Consider the following 15,973-nt stretch of genomic DNA (forward strand, 5'->3'; position numbering starts at 1 on the left):
CAAGTTTCTCATAAACACCCAAATGTTAAAAAGCCTCCGGATAAAAACCCTTGGCCAAAACTTCAAGCGCTTCCCCAACACGAACCCCTTCAGAAGCTGCTGACAGAGGCAGGATGACAAAGTGTTCGTTTTTCACAGCAGGTGTCTGGCTTAAGGCTGGGTCCTTTTTTAGGAATTTTATTTTTTGTTCTGCAGTAGTTGATCCATAATCTATTACTACAATGACATCAGGCTGGCGTTCTACTGCATCTTCTTTTGAGACAGTGGCCCAATTGCCTTTGACATCTCCAAAGACATTGTGCCCGCCTGCCATTGTGACAAGTGTATTCATGAAGTTTTGTGTGGCGGTGAATACATCGGTTTCTCCGCTGTCGTAAACCAGGACATCCAGCGGCTCTTTTACTTCCGGCAATTGGGAACTAATGGCGTCAATTTCTTGATTCATTTGTTGAATTAGTTTTTCACCTCGTTCTTCGACCCGGAAAATTTTTGCGATATTTCGGATGTCACTATAGATATCTTCCAGGGTGGGTGCCACTTTAACAGATGAAGATTGTAAGTAGCTGTTAATGCCTAATTCCTTTAGTTCTTCACGTGTTGCAATGTTTTTCTCATTGAAGGCACTGTCCCAGCCGCCATATAGAAAGTCAGCTTCCGCAGAGATGACTTGCTCCTTTGATGGATATTGCTCGGCCAATACTGGTACCTTGTCGTACGCCTTCTGTAATGGCTCATATATCTCGTTATCCAAGAATGCAGTGCCAGCCATGGAATCTTCTAAACCAAGTGCCAGCATGATTTCGGTCACATGCTGATTTAATGATATTGCATGCTTCGGCGCTTCTTCGTATTCATTCACAAAGCCTTCATTTTCAATAACCACTTTCTCCGTCTGCTCCGCTTGCTCACTTTTCACCTTTGCTGTGTTTGCTTTTTCTGCTGAGCATGCGGCTAATAATAATGCTGCCGCTAAAACCAGGAAAACCCAAATTCTGCTGCTTTTCATGTTCATATGTCCCTCAATTCACTTTAATTGTTTGTGTGAAAAAATAGATGAAGTTTTTTGGTAAATGGGTTTTTCGAAACACCTGCCTGCATATGGAAGACTTCCTTCAATGTTTCTTCCGTCAGGACTTGCTCAGGTGTCCCCGACATATAAAGAGCTCCCTCGTTCATGACCAGCAGCTCATCACAATACCCGGCTGCCAGGTTTAAATCATGGAGCGCTGCCACAATCGTGATCGGCAGATCTTTTACTAAATCCATTAATTGATATTGATGTTCAATATCCAGATGATTGGTCGGTTCATCCAGAATTAATATGTTTGCCTGCTGTGCCAGGGCGCGTGCGAGCATCACCCGTTTCTTCTCGCCGCCGGATAATTGGTTAAACATGCGGTTTTCCAGGTGAATCACATTTGCAAGCACCATGCTTTCTTCTGCAATGGCAAAGTCATCCTGATTGTCAGCGGAAAGCCATTTCTTGTAAGGCATCCGCCCCATCATGACCAAGTCCTTTACCGTAAAATCAAAGAGTACCGGAGTTTCCTGACTTACAACAGCTAACTCCTGAGCAAGCTTTTTCTGCGGGATATCGAGAATATCTTTTTCATTTAACGTCACGAAACCGCTCGTTTGTTTTAAATGACGATAAATGATTTTGAGCATTGTCGACTTTCCGCTGCCATTCGGTCCAATGATGCCAATGAATTTTCCCTGTTGCACCGAAAAAGTGATATTGTTTAAGATTTGCTTGTCCGGCACTGAAAAGGACATATTTTTGACCAGGATCATCACTATTCACCGTCCCCAAAAGAATAACGCTTTCGCCTGAGCATCCAGATAAAGAATGGGCTTCCGCAAATGGCGGTAATAATTCCGATTGGCATTTCTTCAGGCGCCAGCACCATACGTGCGGCCATATCCGCCCAAACTAAGAAGATGGCACCGATCAGAGCGCTTATCGGCAGAACCAGTTTGTAATTAGAACCCGCCAGCATCCGCACGATGTGAGGAATAATCAGCCCGACGAAGCCAATGCTTCCGCTGACCGCGACGACCACACCGGTCAGAAGGGATACAAAGAGAATGATAAAGATCCGAAAACGGTCCAGATTCACGCCAAGTGTCGCGGCCGTTTCCTCACCAAGCAATAAAGCATTAAGCTGCCGATAATTCACGAGCAGCAGATTAAAAACAAGCAGCAGTGAAAAAAATGGAATGCCAAGATTGGACCATTTCGCGCCCGCCAGACTGCCGAGCATCCAATGCATGACCGCTTGAATGCCGCCCTGCTGCTTGGACATCATCAGCATAAAATTGGTAATGGCGGATAACACCATCGAAACCGCAATCCCCGCCAATAGCAGGCGAATGACCGACATGCGCCCATTGACGCGTGCTAAAAAAAACACAATCATGACCGCAAAAATGGCCCCTAAAAATGCGGCAAGGGAAATGGCATACTCCCCCAAAACGCTGAATGCACCAAGTAAAATGACAGATGCCGCTCCAACGGATGCTCCGGAAGATACTCCGAGAATGTAAGGATCTGCTATCGAATTTTTCACTAATGCCTGAATGGCTGCCCCGCAAATGGCCAATGCGGCACCTACTATGGCAGCAAGTAAAATACGGGGGAATCGTATATTCCAAATAATAACCTTCTGTGCATTAGTAGCATCTGTATCTATGAATAGACCCAGCTTGGAGAAGAGCACTTCCCAAATAAGGCTTGGGGTAATGTCCACAGATCCCACCATCACGGCAAAAGTCATGGAAGCAAGCAGTCCAGCGGTCAGGGCAGCCATCAGTAATGAAAACCGTCCCCTTGTCATATATGCTTCACAGGCTCCCAGCTGATGATTGCCGCATGGAAAGGATAACGGTACACATACCCGCCATCCTCTTTGGAAATAAATCGTTCCAAGGAAGCTTCCACATGTGCCTGCTCAAACCGGGGAGATAAGATTTTCTTGCTCCCGGCATCAAGTAACTGCTGCCATGTATCATAACGATGCTCCCGCTCAAGCTTTATCATTTCACAATCTGCATAAATGCCTAACTGGTACAGCATATTGACGATCATGATATAATCCCGGCGCGGGTATTTAATGTCATAGCCAAACCGCTCTTCCAACAGGACGTAATGCGGCTGAATAGGGCCAGTCGTTAAGCCGATTATGGCACGTTTTTTTGCCAGCCTGTTCATTTTCTTCAGTGCTTCATTCATTTCATACATTCGATAAAAGCAGTTCACCCCCACCACGATATCATGCGGCTCCAATTGTGCTTCTTCCCATTTACTGTGGACAAACTGGATACGGGCATCCTCTTCAAAGTACTGCTTTAAGTATGCGAGCACACTCTTTGAACCATCCACCAGAGTTAAACTTCCGGCATCCTGGCTGAGCGGAAAGGTATAGTTCCCCCATCCCGGACCGAATTCAATACAGCTTGAGTCTGCCGGGATATGCTGCTTCATTTTTTCGTAGATCCTTTTGGCATACTCATCTGTTTGCTTGTATCTTTTTTTCTTCATGGATTGCATCCAAAAGGCTTCCTCCAGCTCATCATCAACCATTCGCTCCGGCATCCTGCCATGCCAATCCAGCATGCCTTCTTTCCAGAGCTTCTCAAAATCGTATTGCAAAAGGGATTCTTTTATCATTGAAATTCTCCTCAGTTTCCAAAACCTAACTAGATACAGACCTAAATACTCGGGAGGAGCTGCTTAAAACTCCAGCCCCTTCATGGCTTTAACTTCCTGTTTGGCATAATAATGTTTGGTGGCATCGATGGTAGAAACTAAATCGGCCAATTCGAGAATGGCTGGATGTGCAGAACGCCCTGTGATCACCAAATGCATCGATCCAGGACGGTTTTGAATGGCCTCCAGCACCTCAGATATTGGCAGCACATCGTCAATGGGAAAACGTGTAATGGCCAGAGCATTATTCAGTTCGTCCAGCACTAACACATCTGTTGTTTCATTTTTTAATTCTTCTTTTACTGTCTGCCAGGCGGTCGCAAGTGCTTCACGGTGCTCCTCCGGTGTTTTCGTCCATGTAAACCCGATTCCCAGCTGCACAGTTTCAACACCAAGTTTCCTGAGGGCCAGCTGTTCACCATATGTACGCTCCGGTGATTTAATAAATTGAAAGTATTTCACCTTCATGCCCCGGCCAATTGCCCTTAATGTTACACCAAGCGAGGCGGTTGTTTTTCCTTTGCCATCTCCTGTATAAACCAGCAGCATTCCTTTTTGTGGCATAAACCATTCCTCCTTACAGCCAAGTTGTCTTTTCAGCAAATGGGGTACGCTTTTTTTCGGCAGCAATTTCTTCTGCCGGATAGCCGATGCATAGCGTCCCCACTAATTGCTCCTGGCCGGATGCACCGATAAAATCATGCAGTGCGGTATCATGCACCAAGCCAACGCCTCTTGTACGCCATACCATGCCTAATCCCAGCTGTTCGGCCATCAGCCACATCGACATGATCGCACTGCTTACGGCAAAGACATTATCTTTAGTTGCCCCTTCATCTCCTTCCACAATGGCGGATGTCACGACGATGATCAGTGGTGTTTTCGTGATGGCTTCCATGGAGCTTTTTACTAAATGCGGCTTCGACGGAAAGCGTTTTTGCAGGTAATCAAGTGCAACCTGCTCGTAGCGTTTTAAACTTTCTCCCTGCAATACATAGAAATGCCATGGCTCACGCATGCGGTCATTTGGTGCATATGTGGCTGCTGCCAATAATGTTTCGATTTTATTCCGTTCTACTTCGCGCGGTTCAAAGTTTCGAATCGCACGTCGTTTTTTCAAGGCTTCTAACATAATTCATGCTCCTTTTCTATAAACCAGGCAATTTGATCCCGTATTCCAACCACATCTCCAACCAAAATCATCGATGGATTCGAGATGCCATGAACCTGGATATCCTCTGCAATATTTTCGAGCGTTCCCGTAATCGTCCGCTGATTGGCAGTTGTGCCCCATTCAATAACAGCGGCTGGGGTTGTTCCGCTTTTGCCATTGGCTATTAAACTTTTCGTAATGTGAGCAATGTTGCCAATGCTCATATAAAAAGCGACAGTGTCAATTTGAGCAAGAGCAGACCACTTTAAAAAGTCCTGCTCCTTTTCGGCGCGGCCATGGCCTGTCACAATGGCAAAGCTTGCCGCGTGATCACGGTGTGTTACAGGAATCCCTGCGTAAGCAGGCGCAGCAATCCCGGCTGTTATCCCAGGAACAATTTCAAAGGGAATACCCGCTTCCCGCAAAATGGCCGCTTCTTCTGCACCTCGTCCAAATACAAAAGGGTCACCGCCCTTTAAGCGCAGCACCTGCCTGCCCAGGTTTGCCTGTTCCACCAGCACCCGGTGGATTTCATCCTGAATCAATCCATGCCTGCCCGGCTCTTTCCCGCAATAAATCAGCTCTGCATCCGCTTTTGCATTTGTTAATAACTCACTATTCACCAGACGGTCATATAAAATCACATCAGCCTGCTGAATGCACTCCAATCCGCGAATTGTCAGCAGTTTGGGGTCACCAGGTCCAGCTCCAACAATATAGACAAATCCTCTCATTGCTTTTCTCCTAAACGCTTAAGCAGCCAGTCTTCACATTTTTGCTTATCCCCTTGCTCCATCCACTCCAAAACTTGAGGATCCAAAAGCTCTGCCAACAGCTGCTTTTTCTCATTCCCGGTAAACTTCTCTAAGATTCGCTGACGGGCTTCCTTCAAAAAAGATACATACTGGGCGTAATGCTCTCCATATTGCTCTGCTAATTCTCCCTTCACTTTGCGGGTCAGACCCGGGCTCCCGCCAGATGTAGATACGGTCAAAACGAATTCACCGCGGCGGACAACTGCGGGATTAATGAAATCCACCCTGCCCTTTGCATCTGCCCTGCTGAGCAGCTGCCAATGCTGTGCGGCTTCTTCCACTGCATTGTTTACTTCTTCCTCGTTTGTGACAGCGAATATCAGGGCCGCGTCATCTAAATCAGCCGGTTCGAAAGATTTTTCTTTCCATGTCAGAAGTCCTTTATTGATATATTGCTGCAATTTTTCAGTTACCGTTGGGCTGATCACAGTTACTTGGGCTTTTGTCGGCAGCAGCGCCTCAGCCTTCTGGCGTGCCACATGGCCGCCACCGACAATAACCACCTTTTTATAATCAAGATTCATTAATAACGGGAAATAATTCATATTCTGCCTCCAAACAAGCTGCCAGCCAATTTTTCACAAGCTGAGGATTCGATGCAAAATGAAAGTGTGTATAGCCGGCTGCAAGATTATCAGTTAAATAGCCTTCCTTCTGAGACCGGAAGCGGCCCTTGCAAAAGTAAGCCGGTGATGAGTGCTCTCCTTCATATGCCGAGTAATGGAATTCATGCCCTTTTGCCTGCTCTCCTTCATACATTAAGAAGTTGCCAGGAACACCTGTGATTTCCCGATACCCGAGTGCAGCCAATTTATCCTGCATCCTGACCCGGCCTGGAATAACACCGATCATCGGGAATGCCTGGCCTTTTTGATCCACAATTTCTTCTGTTAAATACATAAATCCGCCGCATTCTGCCAATGTCGGCAGACCCTTCTCCAGCGCCGCCTTGATGGAAAGTTTTGATGCTTCATTTTTTGCCAGAGCTTCAGCAAACTCTTCCGGGAAGCCGCCGCCAATATAAAGCCCCTGTGCTCTTTCAGGGACTTCCTCGTTATCGAGCGGTGAGAAGAAATGCAATGTGGCACCATGGGCTCGCAGCAATTCTAAGTTTTCTTCATAGTAAAAATTAAAGGCCGCATCTCTGGCAACCGCAATATGTACTTCCTGTCTTTCCGGCTGAGCATCAAAAATCGAAGAGGAAACCTCCAGGACATGGGCTTTCGTTAGTTCCAGAAGCTGATCAATATCGACTGTTTCTTCAATCGCTTCTGCCAAACTTTCAAAATAGGAATCTAAATCACCGCGTTCAATGGCCGGCACCAGCCCCAAATGACGGCTTGGCATCTCGGCTACAGCTCCTTTTGGGAGATAGCCAATGACAGGAATTCCGCATTCTTGTTCAATTGCTGATTTGACAATGTCAAAATGGCTTTTGCTTCCTAATTGATTGGCAAGGACACCAACGATATGGGAGCTTTCATCAAGCATTTGAAAACCTTTGACAATCGCAGCCGCACTTCTTGCCATACTTGCCGCATTGACAATTAATATGACAGGACTTTTTGTAATCCCGCTAATATGGGCAGCAGATCCTTCATTGGATAATGGTGATTTGCCATCATAGAATCCCATTACTCCCTCAATAATTGATACGTCTGTATCGCAGCTTGCTCTTGCGACAATAGCACGCACGGTATCATGGGACATCATGAAACTATCAATATTTCGGGAAGGGCGTTTGGTGACAGCAGTATGATACGCCGGGTCAATGTAATCCGGGCCGCACTTAAAGCCCTGCACGGTTAACCCGCGCTTCAACAGCGCACGCATAATGCCGATCGTGAAGGTTGTTTTTCCGACACCGCTTCCGGTTCCGGCCAGAACAAATCGATTCATCCTCTTCCCTCCTCAAAATTGATACGTGCAATGCTGATGGTCACATTGCCGCTCTTCTTTTTCGCCAGCAGCAATTCCTTCGCATTTGCATACCTCATGGCCGCCGGCTCGCTGACCCCATAAGCGCCGGTATATTTAAAGACGGTGTCCGACGGATTCTGCATAGGAATCTCATTCAGCTCTTCAGGTGTGTATGTAACAAACGGCCAGTTATATTTAGCTGTTAATTCCAGCAGGGCTGCCTCGTCTTTTTTCAGATTAATAGATGCAATCGCTTTGACACTTTTTTTGCTCAAACCTTGCTCCGCCAATGTTTCATCGATTACTCTTTCAATCTCTGCCATTGACGTTCCTCGATTGCAGCCAATCCCAAGAACAATTGATTTTGGACGGTACAGGACGCCATTCTCAAGCAGCGCCTCTTCATGCGGCACTAGAATGCGATCTGTAATAAGTAATGCGGCTTGAGGCTTCGCCTTGATGGCTTCCTCTATAGATTGATAGATTTTTAGATTGTCCGGCATTTCCCGGTCGTACATCCACCAATTCTTTTCCCCTGTTTCCTGCACGATTGCCACATGATCTTCATTGACAACCGATGCACTGACAGGTGTTAATTTTTCTTCACTATCCCACATCCACCCGAATTGGGCGCCAAATAAATCGACAGGAATCGTTTTTTGAACATCTGATGCGGTGGTCACAACGGGCGACGCCCCAATGGCATGGGCAAATTCATGGGTTAAGGCATTGGCACCGCCAATATGGCCGGATAACACGCTGATGACATACTGGCCTTTATCATCAACCACCAGCACACCAGGGTCCGTCTTTTTATCGATCAAAAGCGGGGCAATCATGCGGACGACAGCACCGAGGGAAATGATGCAGATTATCCCTTTATACTGCTGGAATAATGCGGGCAATAATAGGCGGACCGTGCCATCAAATAACTGAATTTGCCGTGCTTCTTCATCGCCCTGTTCGAATTTTTTCATATAATACAGGTCTGCATACGGGAATATTTCCGCATAGCTTCTTGCATGCGCCACCCCATGCTTTGTAATGGCAACAAGAGCATAGGGTTTGCGCTTATCAATTACCGGCATTTCACCTTCGCGCAAACTAATCATTCGCCGTCACACCTTTACGGAAGCCATGTGTGAACGTTTTGTCATATAGCTTCGAGCGGTATTCTTTTTCATGGATATGCGGGTCCAATGCCCAGCCTGCCAGAATCATCGCATGCTTGCGGATTCCGTTGACACGCATCGCTTCGTCCAGCTCAGACAGAGTGGTGCGGACAATTTTCTGATCCGGCCAAGAAGCACGCTGCACAACCGCAACTGGTGTATTGTCTTCCCATCCGGCTGCCTGCAGTTCTTTTGTGATTTTCTTTGTTAAGGTCGCACTCAGAAACATCGCGATTGTACAATGATGGCTGGCCAAAGCCTGTAATTTTTCACGCTCCGGCACTGGTGTCCGCCCCTCAGCCCTTGTTAAAATAAGCGTTTGTGTTAAATCCGGAATCGTCAGCTCTGCCCCGACTGCTGCTGCAGAGGCAAAAACAGAACTCACCCCCGGCACAACTTCACAGTCTATATCGTGCTGTTTCAATAGTGCCACTTGCTCCATCGTTGCCCCGTACATCGCAGGGTCGCCTGTATGTAAACGCACTACTGTTTTGCCTTCTTGAACACGCTCGACAATGCATTCCACCATTTCTTCAAGATGCATTCCGGCTGTACGGATAATCTCCGCCGACTCCTTGGCTTCCGCCACTAAAGTCTCGCTGACAAGGGAGTCAGTGTACATGACAACATCAGCGTTATTTAATAGCTTTAAGCCTTTTACCGTAATTAAATCTGGATCTCCAGGTCCTGCTCCGATAATCCATATTTTTTTCATTTGCGCACCACCATACATGACAAGTAATTTAATTCAGCACCACGTAGCTCCTGCACATTCCATATGACCTCTTCGTCAGATGTAACCTTTGTCACAACATGTGTTTTGTCCAATAAACTCATTTCATCCAATAGATTCAGCATATCGTCCAATACTTTCGCTACTTTAATGAAGACAATTGCATCATGAGTTTCAATCACCCGCCGCATTTCCTCCATATTCTCGGTTGCCGGAATCATCGCGACATGGTCATCGCCATCAGCCAGGGCAATTCCCAAGCGATTAACAGAACCATTAAAAGACGAGATGCCAGCTACCGTTTCAATTGGAACATCGGGATGCATCTTCTGCATCAGCTTCATTAAATGGATAAATGTGCTGAATAGCATCGGATCCCCTTCCGTAACGAATGCTACATCTTTTCCCTGAGACAGAAAGCCATAAATAGCTTTTGCGGATTTTGTCCATTCAGCCCTTAATGTCTCTTCGTCTTTTGTCATTGGAAAAACCAAACCGAGCATTTCTTTTTCTTCGGGATTTATATACATGTCTACAATTTGATGGGCGTAGGATTTACTGCCTCTTAATTTTTTTGGATAAGCAATGACCGGGCTTTCCTGTAATTTGCGGAATGCTTTTACCGTGATTAATTCCGGATCTCCCGGCCCGACTCCTAATCCATATAAAGTTCCGATTCTCATTTAGTTCTTTCCTTTCTTTGCAGTCACAATAAAAATGGGATTTAACGGTTCGAAGCGCGTTAAATGCAGGATTGGCTTGCTTTTAGAAATCTGTGCCTGCATTACGGATACTTCGCAGCCCAGATTTTTCAAATGCTGCATCGCTTCTGCGAGATTTTCGATTGTGGCAATATTCATAACGAGCCGTCCATTTGGCTGCAGCCGTGAAAGGCATGATTTCAATAAAAGCTCCATATTCCCGCCGTTGCCTCCAATAAAAATCGCATGCGGATCTGGAAATTCATCCAGCCTCTCAGGCGCCTTTCCAAGGACGGCCGTGAAATCTGTCCGATGCTTTAATTGATTCTCCAGGCAGTTTTCCAGATCGCCCTCATTCTTTTCAATCGCATACACGGCACCTTCCCGGGCTATTTTCGCTGCTTCAATTGCAACCGAGCCGGTGCAGGTACCGATATCCCAGACGATGCTGTTTTCCTTCAGCTCTAATTCCTGCAGACAAAGAGTCCTGATCTCCTTTTTCGTAATCAGGCCTTTATCCGGCTTTCTCTGTACGAACTTATCATCCGGAATTCCCAGTGAGGCACGCTCCACTGACACACGCTGCTTTAAAATCACCACATTCAAGGGATAAAAAGACGATTGCTCCATTTCATCCAAAGTGAAAAAGCGGCAGCGTTCATCTTCCCCCTGCAGATTTTCAGCAACAAAAGCATCATACTCCGTCATGCCGAACTTCTTTAAATACGCTGCAATGGCCTGAGGTGAATTCTTCTCATCTGTTAAAATAGCAATCTTTTTCCGCCCGTCAATTCTTTGGGCAAAGCCTTTAATAGAACGTCCGTGCAGGCTGACAATATACGCATCCTGCCAGCTCTCCTGCATTTTTGAAAAAGCGAGCTGAACAGAGCTTGTATAAGGATAAATCTCCAATGGAAGCTTTTTTGCTAATACACTGCCAAGCCCGTAAAACAGCGGATCACCCGACACCAAAATAACCGTATTGCGTGTTTCCTGCTGCAGGTCAGCCGTTAAGGCCGACAAGCCGCCTTTAATTACTTTTTTCTCTCCAGTAAATTCCCGGAAAAATTGCAAATGGCGTTCCCCGCCGACCAGGACATCACATTCATGAATCCAGTCTATGTATGAGGGGAGCAAGCCTGCTGCGCCATTATCCCCGATACCAATCATCTTCATCCAATTTGTCAATATTCTCAGCCTTTCCTAGACAGCTTCCGTTCATGGCATACAGAGTTGTCGAAACTTTGACGCTTGCGTTCATATGATTCAGTGCATAATAGCAGCAGTTTCGGCAAAGGGCTTCAAAGAATTCTTCGTTTCCCTGAAGGATTTCACCCACCTGTGAAGCCGTATTTGCCTGTAAAATGTCCTGCTGAATTTCCTCACTGACTCCCACTTTATTGGCCATACCTGCTAAAAACTCGAAACTGACTGGTGCACTTTTCGAGTGCACCATCATGACTCCCTGTGCAACCTTTGAGAATTTCCCCATCATCCCTACAAGAGAGACTTTGGGAATCTTCTTCCTTGCTATATTCTTCAAAGTAAAACCGACAAAGTCGCCCATTTCGATAAAGGCTTCTTCCGGCAAATTCGGATACTGCTTCATGGCAAATTTCTCACTGCGTCCGCCTGTTGTAATGACTAAATGCTCACATCCTGCTTCTTTTGCCACATTGATCGCCTGAGCGATACTTGCCATATAGGCGGAACTGGAAAATGGAACCACCGTTCCCCTTGTTCCTAATATCGAGATTCCTCCGATAATTCCTAATCGGCCATTCAATGTTTTTTCAGCTATTTCTGCACCGTCCGGAACCGAAATGACTACTTCAATGCCCCGATTTACTTTATATTTGTCCATTGCTTCCTGGACGACACCATGGATCATTTTACGCGGCACCGGGTTGATCGCTGCCTGCCCTACCGCTACTGGCAGCCCGGCTTTCGTGACCCGGCCTACACCGATCCCGCCATCTAAATGGATGCCTTCTGTTATGGCATAAGTGACCGTACTTTGAATTCGTGCCTGATGTGTGGCGTCCGGGTCGTCCCCGGCATCTTTGATCGTTTCGCACATGACCCGGCCATCTGACCGATCAAAAGCCGTCACTTTAAAAGTGGCATACTGGCCAACCGGCAGATAAATCGTAACTTCATTTGGCACCTCTCCGGTCACAAGCGCCTGCAGCGCTGCCTTTGTCATGGCTGCGGCACAGGCACCTGTCGTATAGCCGTGCCGCATTTGGGATGGATCTTTTTTATTTCGCTGCTTTTGCCCGTTCATCCGCCATAATCGAAATGGCATTCAGCGCAGCGACCGTCACTGTACTGCCACCCTTTCTCCCTGCATTCGTAATAAATGGGATCCCTTCAAGCACGGCCAGCTCGGCTTTGGACTCTGCCGCTGATACAAAGCCGACTGGCATGCCAATAATCAAGTCAGGTTTTGCGAGGCCTTCTTTAATTAAACGAATCAATTCCAGCAGTGCTGTTGGCGCATTGCCGATAGCATAGATTCCTCCTTGATGCAGACTCGTTGCTTTTTGCATGGAAATGATCGCACGTGTTGTTCCCTGGGCCTTTGCTTCTTTAGAAACATCTTCATCCGCAATATAACAATGCAGGTCCCCGCCATGCTTTTGGAATCGCTTGCGTCCTGACCCGCTTTCAATCATCTGAACATCTGCCACGACATGACGGCCCGCCAAAATCGATTGAACCCCTGCTTCAATGGCATCAGGTGTGAAAATCATGCTGCGTCCCAGCTCAAAATCTGCCGAGGCATGGATGACGCGCCGAACCACCAGCCATTGCTCGTCAGTAAATGGATGTTCGCCCATCTCCTCTTTTATAATTGCGAAGCTGTGGTCATAAATTTTATCCGGATCTACCGTTACCGGTACAAATGTGGTATTAAAGTTCATGTTTGCCATGTGTAAAGCCCTCCCAATTTTTGAGTCACTTCTTCGAAAGAAGTGCAGAAGTTTTCATATACAAGCGGCGGCCGCTTAATCAAAATAACAGGAATCCCCATTTCCAGGGCAGCGGCCATTTTTTCATCCACCGATCCCACTTTGCCGCTTTCTTTCGTAATCATCAGGGTCACTTCATACTGCTCACATAGAGCTTTGTTTAATGATTCGGAAAAAGGTCCCTGGATCGCAATAATGTCCTTTTGTTTAACGCCAAGCTTTTGGCATTTTTCCATGTTTCCCATATTTGGAAGCATCCTGCATACAAGCCGGATCTCATCCCGCATCAAATAGTTAGTAAAGATTTCGAGCGTTTTGCTGCCGGTTGTCAGCATGATTGTCCCTTTATGCGATTGAGCCAATTTTGCTGCTTCCTCATAGCTTTCAGCTTCAGTGATGAGCGGTGAGATAAACTGTTCCTTTGGCCTTTCGTAACGTATGTAAGGAATGCTGCATGCTTTAGCTGCTGCCATGGCCGTTTTTGACGCTTCTTCCGCGTAGGGATGACTGGCATCAATCACAGTGGTCACCTCTTGCATCTGAATCAGTTCAATCATGTCATTTTCTGTCAGCCGACCCACTTTATAAGAAATGCCTTCAGCTTTCAAGCTGTCAGCTGCCGATTCTGTGACAACGGTTGCCAATAAGGGATAACCTTGATTTTTCAATTGAATGGCTAATGCTCTCGCATCACTTGTGCCTGCTAAAAATAAAATCATGAGATCCTCCTAATCCCCGCATGGTGCCGGCTCTACTTCGATCTTGGAGCTCATATCCTGATAGGTAAAATACTGAATTTTTTTCACGCGCTTAAAATATTTAAAAAGCCGTTCATTCGGATGCGCATTTTCTTTGTATTCTTCGATAATCTCCTTTAATAACGGCACCAGCTGTTCAGGCTCAATTCCCTCTGCCACCGGCTGGGCAGCATGGGCTGTACGGCCAACCGGCTTTGCCCCGATAAATAAATCAAACTTCTTCTTGCGGTAAACAATGCCGATATCATCAAATACCGCCCGATAACAGGCCATACCGCAGCCATTAAAGCCAATATGCAGTTCCTTTGGTAGCTTTAAGCCGCCAAGTTCAGCTGCAATTTCCTCTGCATATGGAATGGATTCTGCCTTCTCCCCGTAGCAAAAATCGCAGGCTTTTACATTTAGAACATCACCTACCGGCATGACTGTCAGATCATGCTGTTCGAGTTTTTCCACAATCGACTGAGGCCGTCCGGTTGGAATCTTGATTAAAAATCGGTGATCCGGTGTATATTCCATGGTGCCTTTCTTGCCAACAGCTTCTGCCAGTACACGCATTTGGTCAGCTGTAATAAATTTATTGGCAACACCAGGCGATACCGCAAATTCAAAAATATCTTCGATTGGCTGCTGCACCAAATGTGTTTGGTCAATCTCCGATTTCGTCACCATCGATAATGCCTTAAATGCCATATCCAAAGAGCTGGATTCTTGTCTTTTTCTCTGGATCTGCTCGTAGCCGGCCTGTGCTTCCCCGGTTTCCTGATTTAATGCCCATGGCTCCGCTTCCTTTTTTAAACGCTGATGCGGCTTTAAGGTTTGCTTCTCTTCACCAAGCGTATACTTGCGCTGATAGCCTCTTGGTGTAATGATTTTATTGTCATAAAAGAAAGTGGAGGAATTCCCGATCACAACTGTTGTCAGCATGCCAATATCATGATCAAGCATTTCCGCCAGTGTCGTCAGAATGACATTCTGATTTTCGCGGTAAGCACTTTTCACCAGCCCCACTGGTGTATCAGGAGATCGATATTTTAATAGAATCCTTTGTGCCTCGACAATCTGGCGTGTCCGCCGGCCGCTTTTCGGGTTATATAAAGCAATGACAAAATCCGCCATACCGGCTGCTTCAATGCGCTTTTCGATCACCTTCCAGGGTGTTAAATGGTCACTCAGACTGATGGTGCAGGAGTCATGCATGACAGGTGCACCCAGTAAGCTCGCACATGAATTAATCGCCGAGATGCCAGGAACAATTTCCACTTCGATTCCTTCTTCTTCCGTCCAGCCCATTTCGATCAGCACTTCATACACTAAGCCGGCCATGCCATATACCCCTGAATCACCGCTCGAGATCACGGAAACAATATGGCCGGCTTCAGCTCTTTTCACTGCATCCTGCGCACGGGATACCTCTTCAGTCATTCCTGTGCTGACAATCGAACTTGCTGTTACGAATGGCATGATCAGCTCTACGTAAGTTTTGTAGCCAATAATACAATCACTCTGCTGCAGCGCATCTACAGCCCGTTTGGTTATATGCTCACGATCGCCCGGACCAAAGCCGACAACAAAGATTTTCCCCTTTTTCATAGGCTTACCTCCAATTAAGAAAAGCACATGCGCCATTCCTGCTGCCTTACTGCTCAAGCAGGCGGCCTGCGCCATCTAGTTCTCAAAGTTCAATGATTCTTGCCAAATAAAAAATGCCTGCACTCCTTTTCAAAGGAATACAGGCATATGAAATGACAGTATAAAAATAAGCATACTGAAACCCAAAAACAATTGATCATAATTGTCCCGCCTATACTTCTCCCTCCGAAAAGCAAGTGTCGTTTAAATAAGCAGGTTTCCTGACTTAAGCTTCTTCTTACTCTTACACCTTCCCGATTTCTCAGTGGCATTGTAATTTCATCAGCTATTACAGTAGCGGGGGCTGTACCAGGTTTTCACTGGTTTCCCTTTTACCTCACAAATAGTGAGCACTTATTCAAATTGATATATTAATTTTTTACTAATATAACATATAATGACCAA

At 46.3% G+C, this 15,973-nt stretch carries 17 protein-coding genes and 1 riboswitch; all 17 genes read right to left on the bottom strand.

Translation table 11 applies throughout. The annotated features are described in order from the left end of the window. Window positions 1–25 precede the first annotated feature (25 nt). The 17 genes from NAF01_RS13905 to cobJ all read right to left on the bottom strand — a co-directional run bounded on the left by NAF01_RS13905 (window position 26) and on the right by cobJ (window position 15,529). Window positions 26–1,006 (bottom strand): ABC transporter substrate-binding protein, encoded by a 981-nt coding sequence (locus NAF01_RS13905; RefSeq protein ID WP_250800532.1) that lies wholly within the window; start codon window positions 1,004–1,006, stop codon window positions 26–28. A 23-nt stretch (window positions 1,007–1,029) separates the two neighbouring features. Continuing rightward, window positions 1,030–1,794 (bottom strand): ABC transporter ATP-binding protein, encoded by a 765-nt coding sequence (locus NAF01_RS13910; protein WP_048008649.1) that lies wholly within the window; start codon window positions 1,792–1,794, stop codon window positions 1,030–1,032. Between the two features lie 2 nt (window positions 1,795–1,796). Beyond that, the gene (locus tag NAF01_RS13915) at window positions 1,797–2,837 is read right to left on the bottom strand and encodes a FecCD family ABC transporter permease (protein ID WP_250800533.1); all 1,041 of its coding nucleotides are present in this window, start codon (window positions 2,835–2,837) and stop codon (window positions 1,797–1,799) included. Further along, a complete protein-coding gene (locus NAF01_RS13920) occupies window positions 2,834–3,670 on the bottom strand; it encodes a class I SAM-dependent methyltransferase (RefSeq protein ID WP_250800535.1) in 837 nt (278 codons plus the stop codon). The genes NAF01_RS13915 and NAF01_RS13920 overlap by 4 nt, the downstream gene beginning before the upstream one ends. Window positions 3,671–3,733: 63 nt before the next feature. Further along, window positions 3,734–4,273 (bottom strand): cob(I)yrinic acid a,c-diamide adenosyltransferase, encoded by a 540-nt coding sequence (locus NAF01_RS13925; RefSeq protein ID WP_250800536.1) that lies wholly within the window; start codon window positions 4,271–4,273, stop codon window positions 3,734–3,736. A gap of 13 nt (window positions 4,274–4,286) precedes the next feature. After that, a complete protein-coding gene (locus NAF01_RS13930; protein WP_227887632.1) occupies window positions 4,287–4,841 on the bottom strand; it encodes a nitroreductase family protein in 555 nt (184 codons plus the stop codon). Continuing rightward, on the bottom strand, window positions 4,835–5,596 hold the full coding sequence (gene cobA / locus NAF01_RS13935) for a uroporphyrinogen-III C-methyltransferase (RefSeq protein WP_250800537.1): 762 nt from the start codon (window positions 5,594–5,596) through the stop codon (window positions 4,835–4,837). Before cobA ends, NAF01_RS13930 begins: the two co-directional genes overlap by 7 nt. Next, the gene (locus NAF01_RS13940) at window positions 5,593–6,222 is read right to left on the bottom strand and encodes a precorrin-2 dehydrogenase/sirohydrochlorin ferrochelatase family protein (protein ID WP_250800538.1); all 630 of its coding nucleotides are present in this window, start codon (window positions 6,220–6,222) and stop codon (window positions 5,593–5,595) included. Before NAF01_RS13940 ends, cobA begins: the two co-directional genes overlap by 4 nt. Then, window positions 6,191–7,576 carry a cobyrinic acid a,c-diamide synthase CobB gene (locus tag NAF01_RS13945; protein ID WP_250800539.1) on the bottom strand — a complete coding sequence of 462 codons (1,386 nt, stop codon included), beginning with the start codon at window positions 7,574–7,576 and terminating at the stop codon, window positions 6,191–6,193. The genes NAF01_RS13940 and NAF01_RS13945 overlap by 32 nt, the downstream gene beginning before the upstream one ends. Further along, window positions 7,573–8,709, bottom strand: coding sequence for a cobalt-precorrin 5A hydrolase (locus NAF01_RS13950; RefSeq protein WP_250800540.1), 1,137 nt, complete (start codon window positions 8,707–8,709; stop codon window positions 7,573–7,575). The genes NAF01_RS13945 and NAF01_RS13950 overlap by 4 nt, the downstream gene beginning before the upstream one ends. After that, the gene (gene cobM / locus NAF01_RS13955; protein WP_163139674.1) at window positions 8,702–9,484 is read right to left on the bottom strand and encodes a precorrin-4 C(11)-methyltransferase; all 783 of its coding nucleotides are present in this window, start codon (window positions 9,482–9,484) and stop codon (window positions 8,702–8,704) included. Before cobM ends, NAF01_RS13950 begins: the two co-directional genes overlap by 8 nt. Continuing rightward, window positions 9,481–10,185 carry a precorrin-2 C(20)-methyltransferase gene (gene cobI, locus NAF01_RS13960; protein ID WP_048008639.1) on the bottom strand — a complete coding sequence of 235 codons (705 nt, stop codon included), beginning with the start codon at window positions 10,183–10,185 and terminating at the stop codon, window positions 9,481–9,483. Before cobI ends, cobM begins: the two co-directional genes overlap by 4 nt. Next, entirely contained in the window at window positions 10,186–11,379 is a 1,194-nt protein-coding gene (cbiE, locus tag NAF01_RS13965; protein ID WP_250802462.1) for a precorrin-6y C5,15-methyltransferase (decarboxylating) subunit CbiE, read from the bottom strand. Then, a complete protein-coding gene (locus NAF01_RS13970) occupies window positions 11,354–12,490 on the bottom strand; it encodes a cobalt-precorrin-5B (C(1))-methyltransferase (protein ID WP_163139805.1) in 1,137 nt (378 codons plus the stop codon). The genes cbiE and NAF01_RS13970 overlap by 26 nt, the downstream gene beginning before the upstream one ends. Next, a complete protein-coding gene (locus NAF01_RS13975; RefSeq protein ID WP_250800541.1) occupies window positions 12,465–13,139 on the bottom strand; it encodes a precorrin-8X methylmutase in 675 nt (224 codons plus the stop codon). The genes NAF01_RS13970 and NAF01_RS13975 overlap by 26 nt, the downstream gene beginning before the upstream one ends. Beyond that, a complete protein-coding gene (cobK, locus tag NAF01_RS13980; protein ID WP_250800542.1) occupies window positions 13,127–13,897 on the bottom strand; it encodes a precorrin-6A reductase in 771 nt (256 codons plus the stop codon). Before cobK ends, NAF01_RS13975 begins: the two co-directional genes overlap by 13 nt. A 9-nt stretch (window positions 13,898–13,906) precedes the next feature. Continuing rightward, window positions 13,907–15,529 carry a precorrin-3B C(17)-methyltransferase gene (gene cobJ, locus NAF01_RS13985; protein ID WP_250800543.1) on the bottom strand — a complete coding sequence of 541 codons (1,623 nt, stop codon included), beginning with the start codon at window positions 15,527–15,529 and terminating at the stop codon, window positions 13,907–13,909. A gap of 233 nt (window positions 15,530–15,762) precedes the next feature. Further along, window positions 15,763–15,941: riboswitch (cobalamin riboswitch) on the bottom strand. Between the last annotated feature and the right edge of the window lie 32 nt (window positions 15,942–15,973).

Origin of the sequence: Cytobacillus firmus, assembly GCF_023657595.1 — a bacterium.
Taxonomy (GTDB): domain Bacteria; phylum Bacillota; class Bacilli; order Bacillales; family Cytobacillaceae; genus Cytobacillus; species Cytobacillus firmus_B.